Origin of the sequence: Mycoplasma sp. NEAQ87857 (assembly GCF_009792315.1) — a bacterium.
Taxonomy (GTDB): domain Bacteria; phylum Bacillota_I; class Bacilli_A; order Mycoplasmatales; family Metamycoplasmataceae; genus Mycoplasmopsis.
In genome coordinates, this window is sequence record NZ_CP045542.1 from 1,090,410 (window position 1) to 1,116,210 (window position 25,801).

Consider the following 25,801-nt stretch of genomic DNA (forward strand, 5'->3'; position numbering starts at 1 on the left):
TGTAATCTTAATTAGATAATAATTTAAAACAAAAACTAACTAGTTTAACTAGTTAGTTTTTTATATCTATTTTGCTTATTTGTTCAATAATCAAAGTGGATTTTTTAAGAATGTGTTTATTGAAATGATTGAATAAATAATAATACCTAATAAAGAAAATATCAATCATACAACACAAGAAATCAATAATGTAAAGCTTTCATCAATTGATAAATATTGAGTTAAACCAAGATTTTGTAACACTATATTTTGCACACCATTTGAAACCATTAAAGTTAATAATAAAGTGATAAATGACAATAATATAAATGTTGCTAGATGATAAAATAATGCTCAACCCACTTTTGCTTTCAATACCTTTAAAATACCAATATCTTTCTTTTTAGAATCAATAATTAATTTACTAATAACAGTGATAATTAATAAAAATAATAGAATAATACCCACTGAAGCATATACAAGTATTTGAATTGATTTACTATTAGAAGCTAAAATTCTACTAATTACTGAATTACTGAATTTATATATATTGAAATATTGATCATTATTATTTAGAGTTGTTAATAAATTATCATTAGAATATAATTCTAACCCTATAGGTAAAGGAGTTGTGTTGATGTTTGTTTGATAAAAGGTAGGAGTTTCATCATTTGTAATACCTACTATTTTTACAATCTTATTATTTATTAAACCTGTTAAAAGGTAATCTTTATTAAATTGAATTCTATTTTTATTTCTTTCATAAAGACTGTTAGATATTACTATTTCGTTAGAATTAGTAGGTTTTTTACCTTGAATAATAGGTTGAGAATCATATTTAACAATATTAAAAGCATCAATTGAATAGATTAAACCTACATGATTTTTATTAACCTTAGTTAGTGAAAAAGATTTTGAACTTTTATAACTTTCAACATCAATCATCTTAATTAAATCAGCATTTAAATAAGTATATGATATTCCATTTATTGATGAATTTGTACTAATATTAGTCACTTTTAAAGGGTATTTGTTATTAGTTCCTTCAACAAATAAATCTAACATAACATTATTTTGGGTTATATTTAACTTGTTTGCAACCTCTTTAGAAAGGATAATTTCATTTGTTTTTAAACTAAATCCTTCATCACTTAATTGAATTCTATCTTTATAGAAATCATTATTGCTAATTTGTTTTATTTCATTATTTTTTAAACTAATATTAATATCTTTATAAGATAAAATTAATTCATTTTTTAATTGGTATTTTGGTTGAATAAATTTAATTTTTTCATCTTGTTTTAATTGATATATTAGTTGATTACTAAACCCAATACCATTTTCTTTACTTGCAATATATAGGTCATTATTTGCTAATTTATCATTTTTAGTTTGTATTAACTTAGCACCACTTGCAAAAATAAATGAATTACTTACCAATTGAATACCAACTAAAAAAGTCAATATTATTAAGATAAATTGAAATCATTTTTTCTTAAAATCACTAAAAACTAATTTTAATGTTGGTTTTAATTTTGTAATAAAATTACTAGTTTTTTGAGTTTTAATAGTTAAATCTTGACAATCATTGTTGTTAAATTTAGGTTGATTTTCGGTTATAACATTGTTTTCTAAATCAATTATTAAATCTGCATATTTTTGAGCAGCTGCTAAATCATGTGATACTATAACAACAGTTCTTCCTTGCTTTAATGAAGCAAAAAGCTCAAAAACAAAATCACTATTTTTTTGATCTAAATTGCCTGTTGGTTCATCAGCTAAAATAATTTTAGAATCTCTACTAATTGATCTTAAAATAGCTATTCTTTGTTGTTCTCCACCTGAAAGGTTATTAATAGTATTATTTAGTTGATCATTACTTATTGATATTTTTGACGATAACTCTTGTATATCATCATTTGTTATATCTCTGTTTATTACTTGGTTAGCAATTTTAATTGTGTCAATTGCTTTGATATTAGATAATAAATTAAATGATTGAAAAATATAGTCCATATGATTATTAGTTAATCATTTGCTATGTTCTTGATCGTTTATAGTTATCTTTCCTTCATAATCACTATCCATACCACTTATAATATTTAATAAAGTACTTTTACCACTTCCTGATCTACCTACTATAAATGTAATTTTATTTTCTGGTAAATCAATATCTAAATCCTCGTACAATATTTGTTTTCCAAAAGATTTGGAGATGTTTCTAAGTTTAATCATTGTTTCCTTCATTTAATAGATAACTATAGTATTTTTTACTAAGTTCATCTATTTGGTTTAGTTTACTTTTAATAATTTTCCTGAGTTTCCAAGTTTTAACAAAAAACGATAAAAAGAGCATTTTATTGCTCTTTTTTTAACTTTTTCAAAAATTTACATTGTAATTTACATTTTTTGAGTTTCTAATATCTTTTTGATAAGAGCAAAATCATTTAAATGTTGCGTATTATCTTTATTTTCTATTAATTTTTCAGTGATAATTTTTGAATTTACCACTTCAATATATTTATTAGCACTTAAAATTGCTTTTATTAATCTTGTGTTAGTAAATCTTTCGTTTTTAACACCTAATACAGGTTCTAAGTTTTTATTTACTAAAGTTAGTAAATATCTCATAAGAACTAATGATATAAAGCATAAAAGGAAATATCCTTCAATGTGTTTATCACTCCGCACATACACAGGTCTGATTCTTAAAGCGTTTTTTAATGTTCTAAAGTTTTCTTCAACTTGTCATTGTTTTGCATATAAATCAACAACATCTTGAACCGTGAGATCGTGTCTTGATGTTTCATAAGCGTATAAACCGTCAAACTTCTTATCTCTTTCGATTTTTTCATAATCTAACTTATATGAAGTTGTTTTACCATTTTCAATTTCTTTAAAGAATTTGTATTTTTTACCAGCAAGCAAATCAGCTTGAGCAACAATACCATTTTTAGCTTTTTTATTGAAATTATCAATAAGAATTTGTCTATCTTGTTTATCTTTTTTAGCACGTTTTTCACTATAAGTTATTATTCTACGTCTAGTTCTTCCATTTGGACGTTTTTTCTGTCATAGTGATTCATAAGCTTCTTCTTTGAATTTAAAATTATCTAAATCTACATATCCTTCAGGATCTTGAGCAAATAATTTAGTTCTTTTGGTAGCGATTTTTAATCTGTAAGAGATTATAAAATCTATATTATTTTGTTCTAGAAATCTGATGTTTTTATTGGTACTCATTCCTCTATCAGCAATTATTGTAACCATTCTAAGATTGTAAATTTTCTTAATTTCATTGATAAATGGAATGAAAGTGTTTGGGTCAGCTGTATTGCCTTTAAATAATTTGTAATGGATTGGAATACCATTTTCATCAGTGATTAAACCTACTACAATTTGATCTTCTTTGAATTTTCCATCTTTTGAATATCCAGGATGTTTAAGACCTAAACTTGTAAAAGTCTCAAAATATACAGTTGATGAATCAAATCACATAACATCAACAGATCTTAGGTTTTTAGAAATTAATGAATTATTGATGTTTTTTAAAATAGTTGTTTTATTATCTGAAAGATAATCTAAAGAGTTGTAGAATGTAGTCTTTTTTGAATCAAATTCTATTTCATAATCAGGAATACTTTCAAAAGTTTTAATAATACTTTGCTGTTTTAAGATACGTGTTGAAATTATAAATTTCAATATTTTTATTAATTCTTTTGATCTTGTTTCTTTAGTTTTCTCAAAAATATCCAAGTCATCGATTGTGTTAAATAAAACTTGATGACCATAATTAACAACTTTTGATTCAACAACTGAATTTTTAAGAACTTTATTTACTTCTTGCAAAATTTTATCTTTAGGCCATTCAGGATCTCAATTAACACAAGCTTCTTTTAAGAGATTAATTGGGTCTTTTGTAGATTTTTCTAATTTTTCTAAATTCCCCAAACCAATACTTCTCTTATAACCTCTAGCATGACCATTTGAGATAGCTGCTGTGATGTAGTATGTGTCTTTTCTTTTACTTCTAACAATAATTCACTTTTCTTTTTTCATACTCCTAATTATACCATAATTACAATGTAATTATGTGGAAAAAATAATTTTTTTACTATACGTAGTATAGTAAGTATGGAAAAGTGCTAAAAAATTGGCTAAAACTTGGAAACACAGGATTTAATAGATAACTATAGTATTTTTTACTAAGTTCATCTATTTGGTTTAGTTTACTTTTAATAATTTTATTAATTTTGTTTTTAAAGTCAGTGATATTATTGTTTTCTAGCACTAAATTTAATAACATCAATTGATTTATGTTTAAATTTTGTAAGCTATCATCAACTTGTAATTGTTTTTTAATTATATTAATAATATTTTTATCATTAATTTCTAAGATATTTATTAGGTTTAAAATATAAATATTTTCACTTAAAGGAAATTCTTTAGTTCTTTCATTTAATGATTTTGTAAATACAGATAAATTAGAATGACTAATATACACATTTTTAGCTAATTTAGACAAGTTATATAAAGCCAATACTAATCAGTATCAATTTGAAATTCTTATATCCATTTTTAATAAATTGTTTATATTTTTAGTTATTGCTTGAGCTTTATCTACCAATAAACTTGGTTTGATTTTTATTAAAGACATTATTAAATAATAATAATTTTTAGATATATCTTTTGTGAAGAAATTATTTAAATAATTATTAAGTGTATTTTCTAAATAGGGTGTTATTTTATTAATGTATTGTTTATCACTATAATTTAATAATATTGATAAGAAGCTATCTTTAGCATTAAATACAACTTCTTGGAAGTTTCTGTTAGAAATATAAAAATTAATTTTATCCTCTATTTCTTTTATTGGTAAATCACCATCAAAAGTTTCGATATACGCTTTAAATAACGAAATGCTATCTTTACTATTTCCTAATATTTGTCTAAGTTCTTTCAATAATGATTGATTATCGTTTAAAAAGTATTTAACATTTAAAATGTGTTCATCACTTAAATTGCTAACCTTTTTAGTATTAATAAGTTTATTTTTAAAACTATTTAATACGTTTGTAGGTATTGTATTAATGCTTTTTGTCAATCTTATATATGTCATATAATTATCAATATATTTATCATTAGCAGTATCAAAAATCAAGTCATATGAAGTTTTTGGACTATATCTTTGGATAAATTCATCTAATTGATATGTGTAAAAAAACATTAAAAACTCCAATTGTATAAGCAAAATTTATTTCATCATTATCATATACTTTAAAAACACTCTTATTTGCATCTCATAATTTATCAAAGTATTTAAAATACTCTTTTAATGCAGTTGTAGATATTCTATTAGCTATTATTTTTAAATAATATGGATAATCAAAATGATCTAATTTTTCTCATGATAAATCAATATTAATCTCATTTAATTTATTCAAAATCTTGTTATTTATTTTTCTATCTAGATCATATAAATTTGATAATAAGAATGAATCATTATTTTTAAAATGAAAGCTTGATATATAGTGTTTATCTTTGGTTTCAAAAGTATTATTTTCAATAAATTGTTTATACTGATTGCTTGTATTTTCTTTGTAATCAATTTGTTTTACATTAGATTTAAAAAAGTAATCTTTATTTTGGAATTTAGTATATAAAACTGTAGGAATTGAAATAGATAAAGTTAATACCAAACCTGCAATAATAAAATATTTTAATTTCTTATTTTTAAGCATATCCACCTTTATCTAAGTTAATTTTTTTAAATATCATTTTTCTCCTAAGTTATATTTATATTAAAGTTTTTATTTACTTAAAACGATATTAACATATAAAAATATTTTTTTATGAAAAAAATATTTTTCCATATATATCCTTTATATATAAGTTTTTGTTTCCATAATTTCGCATATTAAAAGATAGACACTTATATGTCTATCTTTTAATTATGTTAAAATTAAATTTATACCCTCTTGGTTCTAAGAGTTCATCAAAATAAACCTATTCCTAAAAGTAAGAAGACTAAATAAGAAACTATTGATACTGTATTTGATGTTGCTCATTTTACTCCAACTAAGAAAGGAAACTCATAAATTAATATCACACTAATAATTAATAAAGATGAAAAAATATACAATATTTTTTCATAAATTGGTATTTTAACAATTTTGCTTTGTTTTTCTAATATAAATGCTGTAATATATGCTAATAAATATTGGAATAAAAATGAAATTGTACCTAAGTTAATTACTTCTTTAAATAAGCTTATTTGAGGAAAAATGTTAGGTAAAATATTAAATAATACCATTGCAATAATGATTAATGAAGTATTAAATCATATTGCGTTTTTATATTCGTTGTTTTTATTTGTTTTTGCAAGTTGCATTGGTAAATATTTTTCTTCTGCTAAAGCTACAATAATTCTTGAATAAACATTAGCACTAGTTAATGTTGAAGCAATATTATAAGTTAATAAATATGTTCCAAAAATAAAAATACTTGCTGTGCCAAAGACTATACGATAAATACCAATAAAATTATTATTAATTTTAATTAAATCAGTACCTAAAAATAAAACATATCCAATAATATAAAATGTAAAAATTGATAAAAATACAATTATTATCAATTTTTTAATATTATTGGTTTTAACATCTTTAGCGATATTAGGTATTGTTTCAATACCACCAAAAGCAAACATAAAAAATAATATATTACTAAAAATTAAATAAGTATCTATTTTACTATTCTTTGCTTGAGCAAAATTATTTTTAAAACCATTATTTACAATTGTTAAATAAGCTAAAATACCAATTCCCAAAATTAAAATAACTCATTTAACACTTGCTGTAATTAATATTGCTCATCTTGAAAATTTAAATCCATAAGTTGAAAATAAAATCAAAATAATAAAAAATATAACCGAAATTAACCTTACAATTCATAAAGTAGTGCTATTGGATGTAAATACACTAGCAACTCTTTCTAAGAATAATGGTCCTGCAGCAGAAAATAAAGGAACTTGGATTCATTGATTTCATCCTGTAAAAAATGCAAATTTTTTATATCCTGTTTTCTGTGCATAAATAAACGAACCACCATATTCATCTTTGTATTCATTAGATAATCTTGCAAAAACTAACGTAGTTACAAAAGCAATAAATGCACTTGCAAAAATAATTAGTAATCCAAAATAACCTAATTTAACTATGTCTATAATTGTAGCGATAAAACCAAAACCAATAATGTAATTAATTGATAATAAAACAAAGGTTTTATCGTTCATTGTTTTATGCATAAAATTCTCCTAATTGTTGAAAAAAGTGCAAAAAGTCTTTATTTTTAAGTCAAAAATAAACTTTTTGTTTTTTCATATATATTTTACTATCATTTTAAATTTAAGTTAAATAAAAAAATATCAAATTTTAGATTTGATATTTTTTGTATTAATTAAATATAATTAGTATCCACCTTTAGATTCTTTACCTTCAATAATAGCAACTGATCTACTGGTTCCAAATCTTGAAGCTCCAGCATTATACATTGCTATTAAATCATCAAGATTACTAATTCCTCCTGCTGCTTTAATTAACAATTTATCTCCACAAACTTCTTTCATAATTTGAACATCTTCTAAAGTTGCTCCTCTATAGCTAAATCCTGTAGATGTTTTGATGAATTCTGCACCAGATTTCATAACAATTTCTGTTGCTTTTTTAATTTCATCTTTTGTTAATAATGCTGTTTCAATAATAACTTTTAAAACGTGGTTTCCACAAGCTTCTTTAACTTTTTTAATGTCGTTTAAAACATATTCATAATCACCTTGTTTAAAACGACCGATGTTCATTACCATATCAATTTCATCAGCACCATGATCAATAGCTAATTTAGCTTCATGAGCTTTAGATTGAGTAATCATGGCTCCTAAAGGGAAACCTACAACACTTGTAATTCCAACGTTTTGTTTTTTTAATTTATCAGCTACGTATTTTACTCATGAAGAGTTAACACAAACTGTTTTAAAGTCATATTTAATAGCTTCATTGATTAATTTATCAATTTCTTTTGTAGTTCCTTCAGCTTTTAAATATGTATGATCAATCATTTTGTTATATTCCATAATACTCCTATTGTAATTTATCTAAAATTATTTTATTTTCAACTTGTTCTTGATTAATTTTGTATGCATTTGATAATTCTGAAACTAATGCTATATCTATTGGGTTAGATGAATATAAAGTAAATAATACATCTCCAATTTTTACTTCTTCATTAGTTTTTTTGTTTAATGTAATTCCTGCCTCAAAATCAATTGAATCTTCTTTAGTTTTTCTTCCTGCACCAAGTTTCATTGACACTAATCCAAAAGCTAAACTATCAAAAATTTCTAAATATCCATTTTCATTAGTCTTTACTTCTAATTTATATTTGGGATTTCAAAAATCTTTTGATTTTAATTTAGCAACATCTCCACCTTGAATTTCAACAAATTCATAGAATTTAGCTAAAGCTTTTTTATTATCAATTACTTCTTGTACCATTTTTAGACCTTCATTATGATCTTTTGCAATTTTAGCTTGTTCTAAAATAGTTGCACAAGATGAATAAACTAACTCATTAAAGTCTTTTGGACCCTTACCTTCTAGAGTTCATATTGCTTCTAGCACTTCATTTTTATTACCAATTTCTCTACCAATTGGACGATTCATATTAGTAATTTCAGCTCTTACATCAACATTTAATTCTTTACCAATATTAATCATAGTTCTTGCAAGATCTCTTGCTTGAGCTAAATCTTTCATAAATGCACCATTACCACATTTAACATCAAGTAAGATTGCATTTGATCCAGTTGCAAGTTTTTTAGACATAATACTTGAAGCAATTAAAGGAATTGATTCAACTGTTGAAGTAACATCTCTTAATGCATATAATTTTTTATCTGCTGGTACTAATTGAGCACTTTGTCCAATTACTGCGATTTTATGTTTTTTAACTTGTTCTATAAAATCTTGTTCTGATACTTCAACATTAAATCCTGGAATAGATTCTAATTTATCAATAGTTCCACCAGTATGACCTAAACCTCTACCAGACATTTTAGCTACAGGTGCTCCACAAGCTGCAACAATTGGAGCTACTGCTAAAGTAGTTTTATCTCCAATTCCACCAGTTGAATGTTTATCTACTTTAATTCCTGGAATAGCAGATAAATCAATAACATCTCCTGAATGCATCATATATTTAGTCATAGTAGCTATTTCTCTAGGATTCATCCCATTAAACATAACCGCCATTAAAAATGCACTCATTTGATAATCAGGAGTTTGATTAGTAACATATGATTCAACTAAGAACTTAATTTCTTCATTGGTTAATTCTTTATTTAAACGTTTTTTTTCAATAATATCAACTACACGCATATTATTTTGCTAAGTTTAAAGCAATCTCCATCATACGTTTAAATGCAAATTGACGTTCTTCAGCTGAAGTTTCTTTTTGAGTAATAATGTTATCACTAATTGTTAATAAGCAAGCTGCTTCTTTGTTTAAAACTTCAGCATTGGTAAATAATGCATATGATTCCATTTCAACACATAATGATTCTGTTGTAGCAATTCTTTCTTCAACAGGTACTACTGAATAAAATACATCAGATGAATGAACTCTACCTTTGTGTAATGGAATGTTTAAATCATTAGCAATTTCTTCGATTTCTTTATTTAATTCTTTACTTGGAAAAGCTAAATTACCACTTTTTCCTAAAGCTAATTTTCTATAAGAATCTCCATCAGCATATGCTTCAGTTGCTAAAACAACTTCATATAAATCTAAATCTGCTTTATATGATCCTGCTGAACCTATTCTAATAATTCTATCTACATCATAGAATTTATATAACTCGTATGAATAGATTCCAATTGAAGGACAACCCATTCCACTACCTGCAACAGTAATAGGTTTTCCTTTGTATGTCCCTGTATACATGAACATATTTCTAACTGAGTTAACTTGTTTAAACCCTGGATCTAAGAAGGTTTCTGCTATAAATTTAGCTCTTAATGGATCTCCTGGCATAATAACTGTTTTTGCTATTTCACCTTTTTTAGCTTGAATGTGTGGTGTCATAAAAATTTCCTCCTAAATTAAAATTAATTACTTATATATTCTTTGTTATTTATAACAAAGTTCAATCATTATAATTTTACCACTTAGTAGATTAAGTGATATACCTGAATCAAATACTATGACCAGTATTCTTTTTAAGAAATTTATTAATTTTATTTTGTTTTTGTTTCGTACATACTCTCAATAAAGTGTAGTGTCTGATAATTTGATATTTCTTGTTCTTCGTTGAGTCTATTTTTCTTTAAGAAAGAATCACTGATTATTAATCTACCTGATTCTTTCTTAAAACCTTTATTTGATCAATTTCTACTATCTTGATTATGTCCATTGATAAAAGAAACTTCTTCAAGTGCATAGCAAGTAAATCTTTGAATTTGCATTTTTTTGTAATATTCTATAGTTTCAGTTTTCATTGCAGTTTGTTTATTATCAATTGAATAAATTACTTTTAGTAATATGTAATAAAAATCCTTACCACTATTGTATTTCTTTTCATAATCAAAATGCAACTTATTTATAGCAGCTACAGCATTATTTTGACTATTTATATTCTCTGTTTTAATATTTATTAAAGCATCAAATTTATTGCAAGATAGCACAAAGTCATAACTACTATTTTGCGTTGATTCACCTTCTCTTCAAATAACTCAATCTTTATTATTCTTAAATACATTTTTAAATTTTTGATATACAAATTCTTCTAAAATGTACCCTAAAGCTGTAGATGTTCTTAAGCAACTATATTTAGATTTCAACAAATTTAAATCTTCTGCTTTTATTTCTATTTCATAACCATAAACTTTAAAAATATTATCTATTTCTTTCAACAAAACTTCTTTAAGGCTGTTTAATTCTGTTCAATTAATCATATTTAAAAACTTCTTTTATTATTTTAACTATTTCTACTGATAGCTTTGCTGGAACAGCGTTTCCAATTTGTTTTAAGATGTTTGATTTAGTAGATGTAAAAATAAAATCATCTGGAAAACTTTGTAATCTTGCAAGTTCTCTTGGTGTCATTACTCTATTTAAAACAGGATGAAGATGCACTCCACCATGGTTTTCTTTAACAGTGGTTGAAGGCCTATCATAAAATTGACGTCTAAATGCATCAGAGTAGTTTTTCATTGGACTTTTACCTTGAGGAGTTTGTTTAATTTTTTCAATCATTTGAGCTGTATGTTTTGTGAAAATATGATTAAACTCTTTATTTTCTGGAGCATCTTCTAAGTCATAAATTGCATCTTTAACTGTTTTAATTGGTAATTTAGTTTCTTTAATTTTATTAATAACTTCAATTACCTTATTCTTATCTTTTTCTTTTGCACCAATAAAGATTACTCTTTCACGTTTTTGAGCAACTCTAAAATTAGATGCATCTACTAAAACATATTCTGAATAATAACCAATTTCTTTTAACATTGAAATGATTTTATTAATTACTAATTCACCATCTCTTTCCTTAAAAGATAAGATACCTTTAACATTTTCTAAAACGAACAAATTACAATTTGTTCGTTCAATTACATCAATAGTGTATTTATAAAGCTGATTTCTTTCATCATCTTTATCTCTTTTACCAGCCATTGAGTATCCTTGACAAGGAAAACCACCAATTACAATATCAATTTGATTTTTAAATTTTGCTTCAATTTCTTCTCGAATTTTAAGATCTGTAATATCTCTTATAGGTTCATTTTTACCATAGTTTAAGTTATAGGTATCTAAAGCAGGTTTTCAAAATTCAACTGAATAAACAATATCAAATCCAGCTTTAAAAAATCCATAACTTAATCCACCACAACCTGAAAATAAATCAATAACTTTAACTTTCTTCATTATCCCCCTTTAACTCATTAATTATATAGTGAATATAATTAATTATTTATGAATGCTGTTTTAAAATTAATGATTTATGATCACTATCTAAATCAAAATAAGGATAAATTGTTTCTCTAGTAGAAGTTGCATTAGATGAACTAGTTGTTTTGGTAATAGATTTTCACCCAGGTTCTAATAATTTAACACTAGGTATTGTTAAATCCATATCTAAAATCTCATTCATTTGAGGTTTATTATCATTATTTAAATCTTTTCAGAATTTTAATTGATATTTATTAGCTGAATAATTTATCTTAATTTGATTTTGTGTGTAATATTGATAGTATTTTGTTTCAGGATAAATTCTATTATTAATTTGTCATTCTCTAGTTGTACTTAAGTTATCTCCTGAAGTTAAATTAGCTCCTTTATCAATTTCTTTGTGACCAAAGAAATTAAAAGTATCTTGATATTTAATCAATGTGCTTGATAAAATAGTTCCATCACTTATAGCAACTATTCCTGAAGCTTCTTTATTAGGTAAATATCCTATAGCATCAAAATATAAAATATCTTGTCCTGAATTAGCAAATGATATTTTATATTTTGAATTTTGTAAAACCTCTTGATTTGAGTCTCTAAATATAACTTGAGCAACTGATTTTCCATAACCCATATAATCTAAATATAAATCATAAAATTCCCTAGTTCTATCATTACTTCTATTAGCATCAAAAGTATGTATTTGATTGCTTGAAGGACTAGATGCATTAGCTTTTTCAGTGTATAAAAATGTATCAAATTTAAATACATTATTAGGATACATTATGCTATTTTCATTAAATAAATTAGGATAATTAAATAAATTAAGTGCATAAACTTTTGATCAATCTTCAGAATATGCATTTGGATAAACATTAGTTTTTCCTCCATTAAATGCATAAGTACCATAAAAATTAATATCAGTTGGTTTAGAAAATAAATTAACACTTCCTTGATTTTTCATATCAAAATAAGGTTCATAACCAAATTTGGTATATTCTCTAGCAAGTAATTCATCCATTCCATAACTATAAGCTAATGAATGATTATTTAATAATAATCCTTCATTAACAAAAGGTGAGATTGTATAAATTGGATTATTGATACCATTAAATGAATAAACAACACCTTCATTACCAATTCTTCATAAATCATGTAAGCTTAAATTATTTCACAAAGTAATATTAGAAGTATCTGCTTGTAAGGTATTAGAATATAACTTTCTTAATTTATTAAGATCTAAATATCCCACTTTATCAAAATCAAAATTTAATAAAGTTTTAAATTTATCAACAAAAGTTTTATTTCATAATTTAGGTAACAATTTACCATCTTGATTTTCAACTAATTCAATATTTTGGACATTATTAATAGTGTTATCTTTCTTAATAGCTGTTCTTAAATAAATATAAGCTCAAAAGTGCATATATTCATGGAATAAAGTTGGCATTAATTTATAAACTAATAAATTAGCTGGCACATTAGAATAAGTTGCTGGATTAATTGATAAATAAATTGATCTAGTTTCATTAATATATGCACCATCAGTACCTAAAGGTTGAGCTTCAGTGAAATTAATATAAATATTTCTTAAATAATGAACTTCTGGACCAAAAGAAATCTTACGCTTAAATTCTTGAGCTAAAGTAACTAAACCACTAGCTCCTAAAAAATAATTATGTCCTGGAATTTTAAATTCAATAAATTTAATACCTGTATAGTTATCGACATATTCTAAGTATTCTTTTTGGCCTTGGAACATCTTTGTTGTAACAGAATTTACACCATTAGTTGCATTAATGTCTACACTTGCTAAGCTTCTATCTTGATCAAAACTTGAAAATGCATTATCTGCAATTTTAACTAATTCATTTTTAGGTTGTTTTAATTTAGTTTCTAAATTAATTAACTCTTTTAATGAATAATTATTTAATTGTTCATTAGTAAATTGGTTATTATCAAGTTTTAAAATTTTATTTATAAACTGAACTTTTAATTCTTTTTCATCTTGAATCTTATCTAAGAATTTTTGTTTAACTTGATTTAATTGCTCTGTTGTTTTACTATTTAAATCATCAATTGTTAAATTGCCTTTAATTTCAATTTGACTATATAATTGCTTGATTTGAGCAATTAAATTATTTTTAGCTGATTGTGCTAAAGCAGAAATTAAGCTGTTAACTTTGCTTTCTAAATTAGTTAAATCTTCTAATGATTTAGCATTTTGAATTTCATTATTTAAATTTTGATTATTTAATTTTGCAGCTTTATTTAATAATTGAACTCTTAAAAGTTCTACTTCTTTTTTTGATTCATTTATTAATTGCTCTTTAATTTCTAATAATCTATTGTAATCTAACTCGTTGATATTATTTAAGTTAAATTGAGCTTTATTTTTGATATGGTTATATATTAATTGTATAAATTGTTTTAACTTATCTTTTTCACGTTGAAGATCCAATAATTGTAAGACTCTAGCTTTGATTAAATTTAGTTCTTGCTTATTTTGAGCTTGATTAATTTGATTTTCTAATTCTAAATCGTTTAATGAACTAACTTGATTAATTAATTGAGTTTTAACATTAGTTAATTCATTTTGAATTTCTACCTCAATTGTATTTATCAAGCTTTTAGCTTGTTTAGAATTTGTAACAGCATTTATTGCAGCATCAAATCTATTAGGGTTATCTAATTGATATCTTAAAACATAAAGTTTAGCTTTTAAATTATTCAATTCATTTTGTTTATTATTTTCTTGCATTTTAGCTTGATTAAAATCTTGTTGCAATGATTGAATCATTTGCTTTAAATTAGTAAGATTGATACTATTAATATCTTTATTTAAAATTGTACTTATATTATTAATTTTATTTGATAAAGAATTATTTGAATTATTAAAATAGCTATCAATACTTTGTTTTAAAGTGCTAAATTGATTTTTAAGATCGTTTAATTCTTCTTGTTTATTATCTACTGGTTTAGGATTAATAGGTTCTGGTTTTACTGGTTTAGGTTGATTAGTATTAGTATTAAAACAACTAGTAGCTAATAAAACAAAATTAGTTGATAAGATTATTGGTATAACTTTTTTTAGTTTCATTTTTTCCTTTATTTAAAGAAAAAACTACTGTAAAAGTAGTTTTTTCTATTTTACTTGGCTAAGTTTTGAGAATTTAATAGCTTTTTCTCTATTGTTTAATTTAGAAGTGTTTTCCATATCTAAAGCTTGTAAAATAGGAACTCCTACAATATCATTTTTGATCATTCCAATTGCTAATCCACTTTTTCCTTGCATTAAGAATTCTACCGCTTTCATTCCCATTAAAGTTGCAAGAATTCTTTCTTGAGCACTAGGGGTTCCTCCACGTTGAATGTGGTTTAATGGATTAACTCTTGTATCTCATTTTGTAGCTGCTTGAATAACACTAGCTAATTCATTTACGTTGTAGCATTTTTCTGATACTACAATAATAATACTTCTTCTACCTTCTTGTTTAGTTAATTCTAAAGCTTTAGCTGCAACTTCTTCAGCTGAAGGTTTGTGTTCAGGTGTTAAAATCATTTCTGCACCTGTAGCTAAACCTGAATATAAAGCTAAATCAGCACAATTATTTCCCATCACTTCAACTAGCATAATACGTTGATGACTTTTAGCTGTATCTCTAATTTTATCAACAGCATCAACAATAGTATTTAAAGCTGTATCATATCCAATTGTATAATCACTTGAAGCAATATCATTATCAATAGTTCCAGGAAGTCCAATTGTTTTTACACCTAATTCGTGTAATAATTGAGCTCCCGCATAGCTTCCATCTCCACCAACAACTACTAAAGCATCAATTCCACGCTCTTTTAAGTTATTTGCAGCAACTTGTCTTACTTCAAGTTGTTTAAATTCTGGAAATCTTGCAGAATAAATAAATGTTCCACCTTGATTAATGTAGCTATCTACATCAACCATATCTGCACTAACAATATTATTGTTGTATAAACCTTTGTATCCTTCATAAACTAAAAAAGCTTCTAATCCATTTGCTTTAGCTGATTTAACTACTGCTCTAACAGCATTGTTCATTCCTGGAGCATCACCACCAGAAGTTAAAATTGCAATTTTTCTCATTGTTTCTCCTTATTTAAAAATATCAATTAAGTTTTTTAATAAACATACTACAGTCATAGGACCAACTCCTCCAGGAACTGGAGTAATAGCTGATACTTTATCTTTAACTGATTCAAAATCTACATCACCATGAATTTCAGTAGTGATTTTATCATCTAAGTTAGTTCCAACATCAATCACTATAGCACCAGGTTTAACATTTTTAGCTTTAATATATTTTGCTACCCCAATAGCTACAATAACTATATCACCACTTTCAATACCTTTAATACCAGTATTTTCATCATAAGTAGCAACATTAGCTCCTTGACGTTTAATAATGTGTGCTAGAGGTTTTCCTACAAGATGGCTTCTTCCAACCACACACACTTTTTTACCTTTAACATCAATATTATAATGGTCCATTAATTCTAATACAGCTCTTGCTGTTGCTGGAACAAAGTGTTTTTCACCATTATCATTATATAGCTTAAATTCATTTTTAGTACTTAATCCATCAACATCTTTATCGTATGGAACAGCATCTAAGATAACTTGAGTAGGAATGTGTTCTGGAAGTGGTAATTGAATAATTACACCATCTGAATAATCATTAATATCATCTAATTTTTGTAATAATCTATTTTGAGTAATATTTTCACGATATTTATATAATTTACCTTCAATTCCTAATTTTTCACATTGTTTTAATTTGTGTTCAATATATTTATTTGAAGCAGGATTATCACCTACTTGAACAATAGCTAGTCTTGGTTTTCTAGCTAAATCAAGTGCTTTAAGTTCTTTTTTTAATTTAGTTAGCTCTTTTTTAGCTAATTCTTTTCCACTTAATATTTGCATTTTAATTCCTCCTCGTATTTAACAAGGTCTTTTTGATATTTATCTAATTTTTCTTTTTCAAGTTCCACTTTTTCTTTTGGTGCTTTTTTAACAAAGTTTTCATTGCTTAAAATATTTTGTGCTCTTGTTATTTCTTTGTTTAAAAATTCTATTTTTTCAATTAATAATTTTTTATTCTTTTGCTTCATTTCATCAGTTAATTGAATAAAAATACTATTATTTTGCAATCTAATTAAATAATCATTGTTTTTTACTAAATTAGCATTAGCTAATTTAGTAATTGAATCAATAGTTTGATCATTTAATTGGTTCATTGATCAATAATTTAATACTTCTTTTTTAGAAACTTGATTATCTTCACGATATTTTCTTAATTCAGTTACTATTTCAATAATTTCATCAATATAAGCTACATTTTCATTTAATTCTAGTTCTGGTCAAGATTGCTCTAATAATTCTTGATCAAAAATTTCGCCATAAATTCTATCGGTAATAAATGGCATAAATGGATGTAGGATTATTAATGATTTTTTAAGAACTTCTAATGCACCTTTTTTAGATGGGATGGTTTTTAATAATTCAATATATCAACCACTAAGATCGTTGAAAATATAACGATAAATTTCACTTCCCATAACAGCAAAATCATAGTTTTGCATTGACTTATCGATTTTTTCTGATAATAAATAAAGTTTATTTAAAATTCACTTATCAGCATCAGTATATTCAGCATTATTATCATCTTGCATTTCTGAAATATATTTAGCTATATTTCATAATTTATTATTAACTCTTCAAGCACTTTCAACTTTTTCAGTTGAGAATTTAATATCCATACCTGGAGAAGTGTTAGTAATTAAGAATCATCTTAAAGCATCTGATCCATATTTTTCAATCATATCCATTGGGTCTACACCATTATTTAATGATTTAGACATTTTTCTACCTTGAGCATCTCTAATTAACCCATGAAGTAATAAATCATCAAATGGTTTTTGATCCATAAATTCTAAACCAAAGAAGTACATTCTAGCAACTCAGAAAAAGATAATGTCATAACCCGTAACTAATAAGCTATATGGATAATATCTTTTTAAATTATCATTTGCTTTTGGTCATCCTAAGAAAGTAAATGGAGCAATTCCAGATGAAAATCAAGTATCTAAAACATCAGGATCTTGAACTCAATCTCCTTCAGGTTTAGTTTCTTGGACTTTGATATTTCCATCTTTGTCATATCAAGCAGGAATTCTATGACCTCATCATAACTGTCTTGAAATAGTTCAATCATGCACATTTTCCATTCATTGTTGCATTGTTAATCTAAATCTTTTAGGGAAGAAATTAACTGTATCTTCACTATCAAGATTATTTAAAATTAAATCTCTAAAGTGATCCATTTTAACAAATCATTGTGGAAGAACTAAAGTTTCAACAACACTTTTTGATCTATCACTAATACCTACATTTGAGATAGTTTTTTCAATTTTTTCAATAAATCCATTATCTAATAAATATTGACCAATTTTTTCTCTAGCTTCAAAACGTTCAAGACCATGGAAAATACTATCTTTAGCATTTATAAAACCTTTTTTATCAATGGTTTCAATAATTTCAAGATTTAATTTTTGAATAATATCAATATCACTTTCAGCATGAGCACTTAATTTCATTAAACCTGATCCAAAATCAATATCTACATACTCATCAGTGATAATAGGTAATTCTTTTTTAGTTAAAGGATGAATTACACTTTTACCTAATAAATTTAAGTATCTTTCATCATTAGGATTAAATACAACTGCAACATCACTTAAAAGAGTTTCAGTTCTTACTGTAGCAATAGTTAAATATTTATCACTATCTTTAATTGGATATTTGATGTAATACATCTTTTGTTCCATTGGTTCATTATTAACTTCAATATTTGATAAAGCTGTTTGCAATTGAACATCTCAATTGATTGCTCTAACACCTTTATAGATAAGACCTTTATTGTATAAATCAATGAACACTTTTGTAACTGCTTTATTAGCTTCTTCATCTAAAGTAAAACGTTCATTTTTATAATCTAAAGCCAATCCAATGGTTGATCATTGCTTTCTAAATAAAGCTGCGTACTCATCTTTTCATTCTCAAATTTTATCTAGGAATTTTTCTCTACCTAAATCATGTCTTGTTAATCCTGACATCTTATAAATTTCATTTTCAACTTTACTTTGAGTAGCTATTCCAGCATGATCCATTCCAGGAAGCCACATAACATCAAATCCATTAAGTTTTTTATATCTAATGATAGTATCAGGAATATAAACATCTAATGCATGTCCTAAGTGTAATTTCCCAGTAACATTAGGTGGAGGTAGTAAGATTGAAAAAGGTTTTTTACTTAAATCGTGTGTTGAAAAATATTCTTTTTCTTGTCATTTTTGATCTATACCTTGTTCAACTAATTTGTGATTATAATCTTTATTCATTTCACTCCTTTGTGTAAAAAAGCATTAATTATACAATATTTAAATGTATTTATATTATAAATTATTCTAATTTTTATATAAATTTATAATGAAAAAAGCACTATATTTCATTAAAAAACTATGTATTTTGTCTATTTTGCTATATTAAATTTGTTTTTTACCTTTGTTAATTTCTAAATTTTAAATATTAATATAAAACATTATAATTAAAGTATGAGTAAAAAAAGAAAATTTGGTTTTATTGGTACTGGTGCTTGGTCTAGTGCTTTAGCGAATGTTTTAGTAACTAATGGACATGAAGTTATGATGTATGGTATCAATAAAGATGAAATACAAGCAATAAACAACGGTAATAATTATAGATATTTTGGTTCTAGTGATTTTAACGATAAAGAGTTAATTTCAGCTACTAATGATTTAAAAGAATTAGTAAGTAATTCTAATACAATTGTTCTTGGTATCCCTTCTAAATCAATGAAAGTGGTATTAAAACACTTACAAAAGAATATTAAATATAGAAAGATTGATATCATCAATCTTTCAAAAGGGATTGAACCTAATAGTGAATTATTATTTTCAGAGTTCATTAAAAAGAGATTTAAAGGTAATTTAAAAAACCTAGCTACCTTTATAGGTCCAAGTTATGCTTCTGAAGTATTCCAAAATGAGCTAACAATGATTAATATTGTGTCAGATAATCAAGAATATATGGATTCTTTAGTTAAATACTTCAATAATAGCTACTTTAAATTAATACCTTCAACCAATGTTATTGGTGCAGAGATGTTTGCTGCATTAAAAAACGTTTTAGCAATAGGATTAGGTATTATTAGCTACAAACATAGTGGTAAAAATACTCAATCAGCAATGCTTACTATTGGTATTAATGAAATTTTAAAAATCTATCAAAGCTTATATCCAAATGATTTTAATATATTTGCTGGATTAGATTTTTCAGGTATTGGAGATGTTATTTTAACTTGTACATCAGATAAAAGCAGAAACTTTACTTTAGGTTATGAAATTGCTGAATTTGGATTAAAAAGTACATTAGAGAAAAACAAAACAACTATTGAAGGTTTTGAAACTGCTAAAACACTTGATAAATTGCTTAAAAAACATGAAATCGAAGCTCCATTTTTTGCAAGTATTATTGAAGTTATTTTAAAAGGTAAAAATCCATTTAAAATAACAGACTTTTTAACAAATAGTAAAAAGTACTAATATAGCTGTAGTATTTATAAAATATTAAAAAATAATATAAAATATAAAATATATTTTTGCATTTGTGCAATAAATTAAAGGAGAAATTATGAAACACACACTAAATAATGAAAATAGTGAAGTAGTTATATCATTATCTGTATCAAAAGATGATCTTGCTTCACTAGTAGATAAAAACATTGAAAAAGCAGCTAAAAAAGTTAAAATTAATGGATACCGTCCAGGAAAAGCTCCTTTAGCAAAAGCGATACAATATGTTGATAAAGAAGACTGCTACAGAAGAGCATTAGGTCAAATCTCTGAAAAAGAATTTCCAAATGTTGCTAAATACATTGAAGAAAATAAATTAACAGTTGCTGAATTAGTTTCTGTAAGTGAAAATGTGCTTGAAAATGGTGATTTATCACTTGAATACAAATACAGCATTTTCCCTGATTTTTCAGTTGTTGATTTTAAATCATTAGATGTTAAAGTACAATCAATTGAAGTTACTGAAGAAGAAATCAAAGAATACAAAAATAAATTATTAGATTCATTATCAGTTTATGTTGACGCAAAAGAAGGTCAAACAACAGCTAATGGAGATAAATTAGTTATTGATTTTAAAGGGTTTATTGATAATGAGCCATTTGAAGGTGGAGAAGCTGAAGGATATGAATTACAATTAGGTTCACATAGCTTCATTAAAGGATTTGAAGAACAACTTTTAGATAAACCTCTTGGATGAAGTGGATCAATTAATGTTACTTTCCCAGAAGATTACTTCTCAGAAGCTTTCCAAGGTAAAGAAGCAGTATTTGATGTTACAATTCATTCATTTACTAAACTTCAAACATTTGAAGTTACAGAAGAAAATGTTAAATTATTTGGTTTAAATAATGTTAGCTCAGTAGAAGAATTTGATAAATGAATTTCAAACAAAGTTAAATTAGAAAGATTATTTGATGTATGTATGAAATTTAAATCAGATTTATCTGATGAAATTTTCTCAAAATATTCAATCCACATTCACCCTAACTTCTTATCAAACACAATTAATAAATTAAAAAATGATTTCAAAGCAACATTAACTCAATACAAAATTAAGAAAACTGAATACTTAAAATTAATCAAAATGTCTGAAGAAGACTTAGAAAAACAATTTACCAAAGAAGCATTAAAAATTGTTTCTCACCAATTAGTGGAAGTTTTCTTAGCACAAAAAATTGAATTTAAACCTACAAAAGAAGAGCTTGAAGCTTTAGCAGATAAATTAGCTGAAAAGAACTTATCAACAGGTAATGCAATGTTAGATAACTTAGCATTCTTACAATTCATGACCAAAGTAGTTGCTTTAGTATCAGAAGAAAAATCTCAAGAATTAACTAAAGCATTTGATGCATTATTACAATAATTATTAAATAAAAAATGTATAAGTAATTAAACTTATACATTTTTTATTTTGCTTGATTATTGAATTGTGAAGTATATAAATCATAATAAAACCCTTGTTTTTCTAATAGTTCCTTATGATTTCCTTGTTCAATAATAAATCCATTATCAATAACAATTATTTTATTAGCATTTTTAATAGTACTTAATCTATGAGCAATAACAAATGATGTTTTATTTTCCATTAAATGTAACATTGATTTTTGTACTATTTGTTCAGTAGCAGAGTCAATATTACTTGTTGCTTCATCTAAAATTAAAATACTTCTATTGGATAAAATTGCTCTAGTTAATGACAACAATTGTTTTTGACCTTGAGAAATATTTGCTCCATTGTTTTCAATCATTGTATTATAACCATTTGGTAAGCTTTTGATAAAGTGATGAGCTTTAGTCATTTTTGCAGCTTCAATAATTTCATCCATTGAAGCATTTGGTTTAGCTAATTTTAAGTTATCTAAAATGGTTAAATTAAATAAAAATGAATCTTGAAGTACAATAGTCATATTGTCTCTTAGAGTTTTGGTATCAATGTTTCTTAATTCATTTCCATCAATAGTAATATTACCACTAGCATAATCATAATATTTACTAATTAAGCTAATAATAGTAGTTTTTCCTGCACCTGTAGGCCCAACAATTGCAACTACTTCACCAGGTTTAGCTACAAATGAAGCATTTTGTAATTGATATTTTCTTGAATTAGGTACATATTTAAAATAAACATCTTTGAATTCTATTAAACCTTGAATTTCTTTTGGTTTAATAGTTTCATGCTCTTTTGAAGGAGCTTGAATGTGGATTAATTTGAATAATCTTCCAGAAGATGCAATCCCTATTTGAAGGTTAAAAGTACTATTTAAAATATTTTGAAATGGTGACATTAAATTTCAAGCGATTGATACATAAGTAATAATTAATCCAGCACTAGGAGTTCCATTAGCATTTTGAAAACCTAAAGAAGCTAATCCATAAGCTTGAACATCATTAAAGTAAAATAATGCAGCAATTCCTGAAATCATTAAAATAATAGTATTTGAAATAACTCCATATAAAGTATCAAAACTTTTAGCTACAACATCTCCTAAATAAGCTGTATTTCTTATCTCTTTAGTAATTTTCTTTAAACTTTCAAAAATAGCTTCTTGTTGATCAAATGAATTAGTTACTTTGGTATTTGCCACCATTTCTTCAACAAAAGCGTTTAATTTACCAAATGAATCTTGTACTTTAATAAATTGTGGTTGAGATTTTTTGATTAATAAAAACACTAATCCAAACATCAATAATGAAACAGGCACAATAATTAAAGTTAATGAACCTGAGATTAAAGATAAGATAATAATTGATACACAAATAGAAAATATATTTCCTGGAATTTGTGTTAAAACTTGAAATAATGAGTTAGCAACGTTGTTAACATCAACTATTAATGTTGAAATTAAATCACCAGTTTTATTTCTGTCATAGAAGTTCATAGGCATTTTATGAAGCTTAAGTACAATTTCTCTTCTTAATCGCTCTCCTGCACCAAAACTGACTTTTACATATAAATAATTTTCAATATATCTACAAGTTCCATAAAGTAAGAATGAAGTTACTAATAAACTTAAAGTAACTCAAAATCCTTTAGTATTAAAAATTAATTGCTTTCCTTCAATAATTGGTTGAATATATCAAGTAACAATTGAACCAATTAAAAAGCTTCCTACAATATAAAATAATGAATTTAAAGCAGAAAATAACAATCCTAAAAATAATGTTTTTTTATCAGCTAATAAGTATGAAAATAAAGTCTTTAAGGTTTTTTTGAATTTTGTATCTGTTTGGTCTTTTTTAAGCTCTTCAGATATCTTACGTGTTTCATATTCTTGCACCTTAACCTCCTTATTGTTCTAATTGGTTTTGATTAATGCTTCTGTATCATTCACAAGTTTTTAATAATTCTTCGTGTGTTCCTTGAGCAACAATCTCACCTTTATCCATAACTAAAATCTTATTAGCGTGTTTAATTGAATTAACTTTTTGAGAAATAATAACTGTGGTACAGTCATAATTATTATTAATATTATTAATTAATTTTTTAGTAGTTATATTATCTAAAGCACTAGTAGAGTCATCTAAAATTAAAATTTTAGGATCTATTAACAATGTTCTTGCAATAGATAATCTTTGTTTTTGACCACCAGATAAACTCTTTCCTCTTTGAGCTACTTTATGATCTAATCTATCAGGGAATGTTTTAATAAAATCATAAGCACAAGCATTATTTAATGCTTTTTCAACTTCTTTTTCATTAGCATTAGGTTTAGAAAAAGTAACATTACTTAAAATAGTTCCTGAATAAAGCAATGATTCTTGATATACAATACCTACTTTTGAATGTAAATCATGAGTATTAATATCTTTAACTTCATTATTATTTATTAAAATATTACCTTCAGTATATTTCATATTATTAACTAATAAATTAGCTAAAGTACTTTTACCACTACCTGTAGGTCCAATAATACCTAAAGTTTGACCACCTTCAACACTGAAATTAATATTTTTAACTGCATAATCTTCAGAAGTTTCAAAGTATTTAAAGTTAACATTTTTAAATTCAATTCCATAATTTCTTACATCATTAACTTTATTTCCTTTTGAAACAATTCTATATCCGTTTGGCACATATAAATTGTCATACTTAACATTTAAAACATCAGTAATTCTTTTGGCACTAATTTTAGCTCTAAAAAATGAGCTTAAAAATTGTGCAAAAGTAATAATACCTAAAGCAATAATAAATTCATATTCAATAAAAACATTGATTTTAGCCAATAATTGACCATTAGCATTGCCATCACCAATAATTTTTGCAGCCATTATAAAAATTAAAACTACAATTAAATTAACAATCACAAAAAACGCAGGAGTTCCTATACTAAAAATCTTAAAGATTTTTGATTCGGTATTAACTCAAGTTTTATTAGTTGTGTCAAACTTATTAAATTGTTTCTCTTGTAAATTGTATGCTTTAATAAATTTAGCTCCATTAATTGTTTCAGTAACTTCTTTAGTTATGTTATCTAAATTCTTTCTGTTTTTTTGGATTAATGGTGTAACTTTTATAAAAATAAAAGCTAAAACCCCAACTAAAACAGGAACAATTGCAATAATTGCATATGAGAATTGAACATCTGTTAAAAATGCAAAAATTAAACCAAAACAAATAAATAATGGTGCTTTAATTAATGCTGTAGATGCACTAATTAAAAACTCTCAAAAGATTGCAACATCATCATTAATTCTAGTTAATAAACTTTCTTCTTTAAATGTTGCAATATCTTTTAAACTTAATAATTGATATTTTTTAAATAATGTATTTCTATAATGATTTGAAGCGTTTTCACCAGCTCATATAATAATTAAAATACTTGAAATGCTAGTTATTCCACCTAAAAGTATTAATCCCACAACACTACCAATCAGTAATTTTAGTAAATACTTATACTCACCAATAATTTTTCATTTAAAAATTACTATTTCTTTAGTAGGTTGTTCGTTGATTAATAATGTAATAAATTGACTTAGTAACACAGGTAATATCATAGTCACAGCTATATTTATTAATGTAAAGAATATACCAAGCATAAAAAATAATTTAATCTTACGAGGTAAAATTTTAAACATTTGTATCATAATCAACCACCTTTCTAACTCTTTATCATAATAATATCTTTAT

18 protein-coding genes are annotated in these 25,801 nt (G+C 24.9%); 2 read left to right on the top strand and 16 right to left on the bottom strand.

What is annotated here, in order from left to right:
• Window positions 1–75: 75 nt before the first annotated feature.
• From GE118_RS03985 to GE118_RS04050, 14 genes are all read right to left on the bottom strand, one after another.
• Window positions 76–2,214, bottom strand: a complete 2,139-nt coding sequence (locus GE118_RS03985) for an ABC transporter ATP-binding protein (RefSeq protein ID WP_158764119.1) — start codon at window positions 2,212–2,214, stop codon at window positions 76–78.
• 165 nt (window positions 2,215–2,379) lie between these two features.
• Complete coding sequence (locus GE118_RS03990) at window positions 2,380–4,038, bottom strand: IS1634 family transposase (protein WP_158764120.1); 1,659 nt, start codon at window positions 4,036–4,038, stop codon at window positions 2,380–2,382.
• Between the two features lie 55 nt (window positions 4,039–4,093).
• On the bottom strand, window positions 4,094–5,206 hold the full coding sequence (locus GE118_RS03995; protein ID WP_158764121.1) for a hypothetical protein: 1,113 nt from the start codon (window positions 5,204–5,206) through the stop codon (window positions 4,094–4,096).
• Window positions 5,160–5,720 carry a hypothetical protein gene (locus tag GE118_RS04000; protein ID WP_158764122.1) on the bottom strand — a complete coding sequence of 187 codons (561 nt, stop codon included), beginning with the start codon at window positions 5,718–5,720 and terminating at the stop codon, window positions 5,160–5,162. The genes GE118_RS03995 and GE118_RS04000 overlap by 47 nt, the downstream gene beginning before the upstream one ends.
• Window positions 5,721–5,947: 227 nt before the next feature.
• Window positions 5,948–7,282 carry an APC family permease gene (locus tag GE118_RS04005; RefSeq protein ID WP_158764123.1) on the bottom strand — a complete coding sequence of 445 codons (1,335 nt, stop codon included), beginning with the start codon at window positions 7,280–7,282 and terminating at the stop codon, window positions 5,948–5,950.
• 162 nt (window positions 7,283–7,444) lie between these two features.
• Window positions 7,445–8,107 (bottom strand): deoxyribose-phosphate aldolase, encoded by a 663-nt coding sequence (deoC, locus tag GE118_RS04010; protein WP_158764124.1) that lies wholly within the window; start codon window positions 8,105–8,107, stop codon window positions 7,445–7,447.
• Between the two features lie 7 nt (window positions 8,108–8,114).
• Window positions 8,115–9,410 (bottom strand): pyrimidine-nucleoside phosphorylase, encoded by a 1,296-nt coding sequence (locus tag GE118_RS04015; protein ID WP_158764125.1) that lies wholly within the window; start codon window positions 9,408–9,410, stop codon window positions 8,115–8,117.
• 1 nt (window position 9,411) lies between these two features.
• Entirely contained in the window at window positions 9,412–10,116 is a 705-nt protein-coding gene (gene deoD / locus GE118_RS04020) for a purine-nucleoside phosphorylase (RefSeq protein WP_158764126.1), read from the bottom strand.
• A gap of 152 nt (window positions 10,117–10,268) precedes the next feature.
• A complete protein-coding gene (locus GE118_RS04025; RefSeq protein WP_158764127.1) occupies window positions 10,269–10,985 on the bottom strand; it encodes a UpaP162 family type II restriction enzyme in 717 nt (238 codons plus the stop codon).
• Entirely contained in the window at window positions 10,978–11,955 is a 978-nt protein-coding gene (locus GE118_RS04030; protein WP_158764128.1) for a DNA cytosine methyltransferase, read from the bottom strand. The genes GE118_RS04025 and GE118_RS04030 overlap by 8 nt, the downstream gene beginning before the upstream one ends.
• Before the next feature lie 46 nt (window positions 11,956–12,001).
• Window positions 12,002–15,079, bottom strand: a complete 3,078-nt coding sequence (locus GE118_RS04035) for an MYPU_1760 family metalloprotease (RefSeq protein ID WP_158764129.1) — start codon at window positions 15,077–15,079, stop codon at window positions 12,002–12,004.
• 45 nt (window positions 15,080–15,124) lie between these two features.
• Window positions 15,125–16,102, bottom strand: a complete 978-nt coding sequence (gene pfkA, locus GE118_RS04040) for a 6-phosphofructokinase (protein WP_158764130.1) — start codon at window positions 16,100–16,102, stop codon at window positions 15,125–15,127.
• A gap of 9 nt (window positions 16,103–16,111) precedes the next feature.
• Window positions 16,112–16,942 (bottom strand): bifunctional 5,10-methylenetetrahydrofolate dehydrogenase/5,10-methenyltetrahydrofolate cyclohydrolase, encoded by an 831-nt coding sequence (locus tag GE118_RS04045; protein ID WP_158764131.1) that lies wholly within the window; start codon window positions 16,940–16,942, stop codon window positions 16,112–16,114.
• Window positions 16,930–19,419, bottom strand: coding sequence for a valine--tRNA ligase (locus tag GE118_RS04050; RefSeq protein WP_158764132.1), 2,490 nt, complete (start codon window positions 19,417–19,419; stop codon window positions 16,930–16,932). The genes GE118_RS04045 and GE118_RS04050 overlap by 13 nt, the downstream gene beginning before the upstream one ends.
• A 213-nt stretch (window positions 19,420–19,632) precedes the next feature.
• On the opposite strand from GE118_RS04050, the gene GE118_RS04055 reads away from it, so the two are divergent.
• Both GE118_RS04055 and tig read left to right on the top strand, forming a co-directional pair.
• Entirely contained in the window at window positions 19,633–20,643 is a 1,011-nt protein-coding gene (locus GE118_RS04055) for an NAD(P)H-dependent glycerol-3-phosphate dehydrogenase (RefSeq protein WP_158764133.1), read from the top strand.
• An 88-nt stretch (window positions 20,644–20,731) separates the two neighbouring features.
• On the top strand, window positions 20,732–22,036 hold the full coding sequence (gene tig / locus GE118_RS04060) for a trigger factor (protein WP_158764134.1): 1,305 nt from the start codon (window positions 20,732–20,734) through the stop codon (window positions 22,034–22,036).
• Between the two features lie 43 nt (window positions 22,037–22,079).
• On the opposite strand, the gene GE118_RS04065 is transcribed toward tig, so the two are convergent.
• Window positions 22,080–23,951: an ABC transporter ATP-binding protein gene (locus GE118_RS04065; RefSeq protein ID WP_233262750.1), complete on the bottom strand. Its 1,872-nt coding sequence runs from the start codon at window positions 23,949–23,951 to the stop codon at window positions 22,080–22,082.
• Window positions 23,952–23,961: 10 nt separating this feature from the next.
• Window positions 23,962–25,758 (bottom strand): ABC transporter ATP-binding protein, encoded by a 1,797-nt coding sequence (locus tag GE118_RS04070; protein ID WP_158764135.1) that lies wholly within the window; start codon window positions 25,756–25,758, stop codon window positions 23,962–23,964.
• Window positions 25,759–25,801 lie beyond the last annotated feature (43 nt).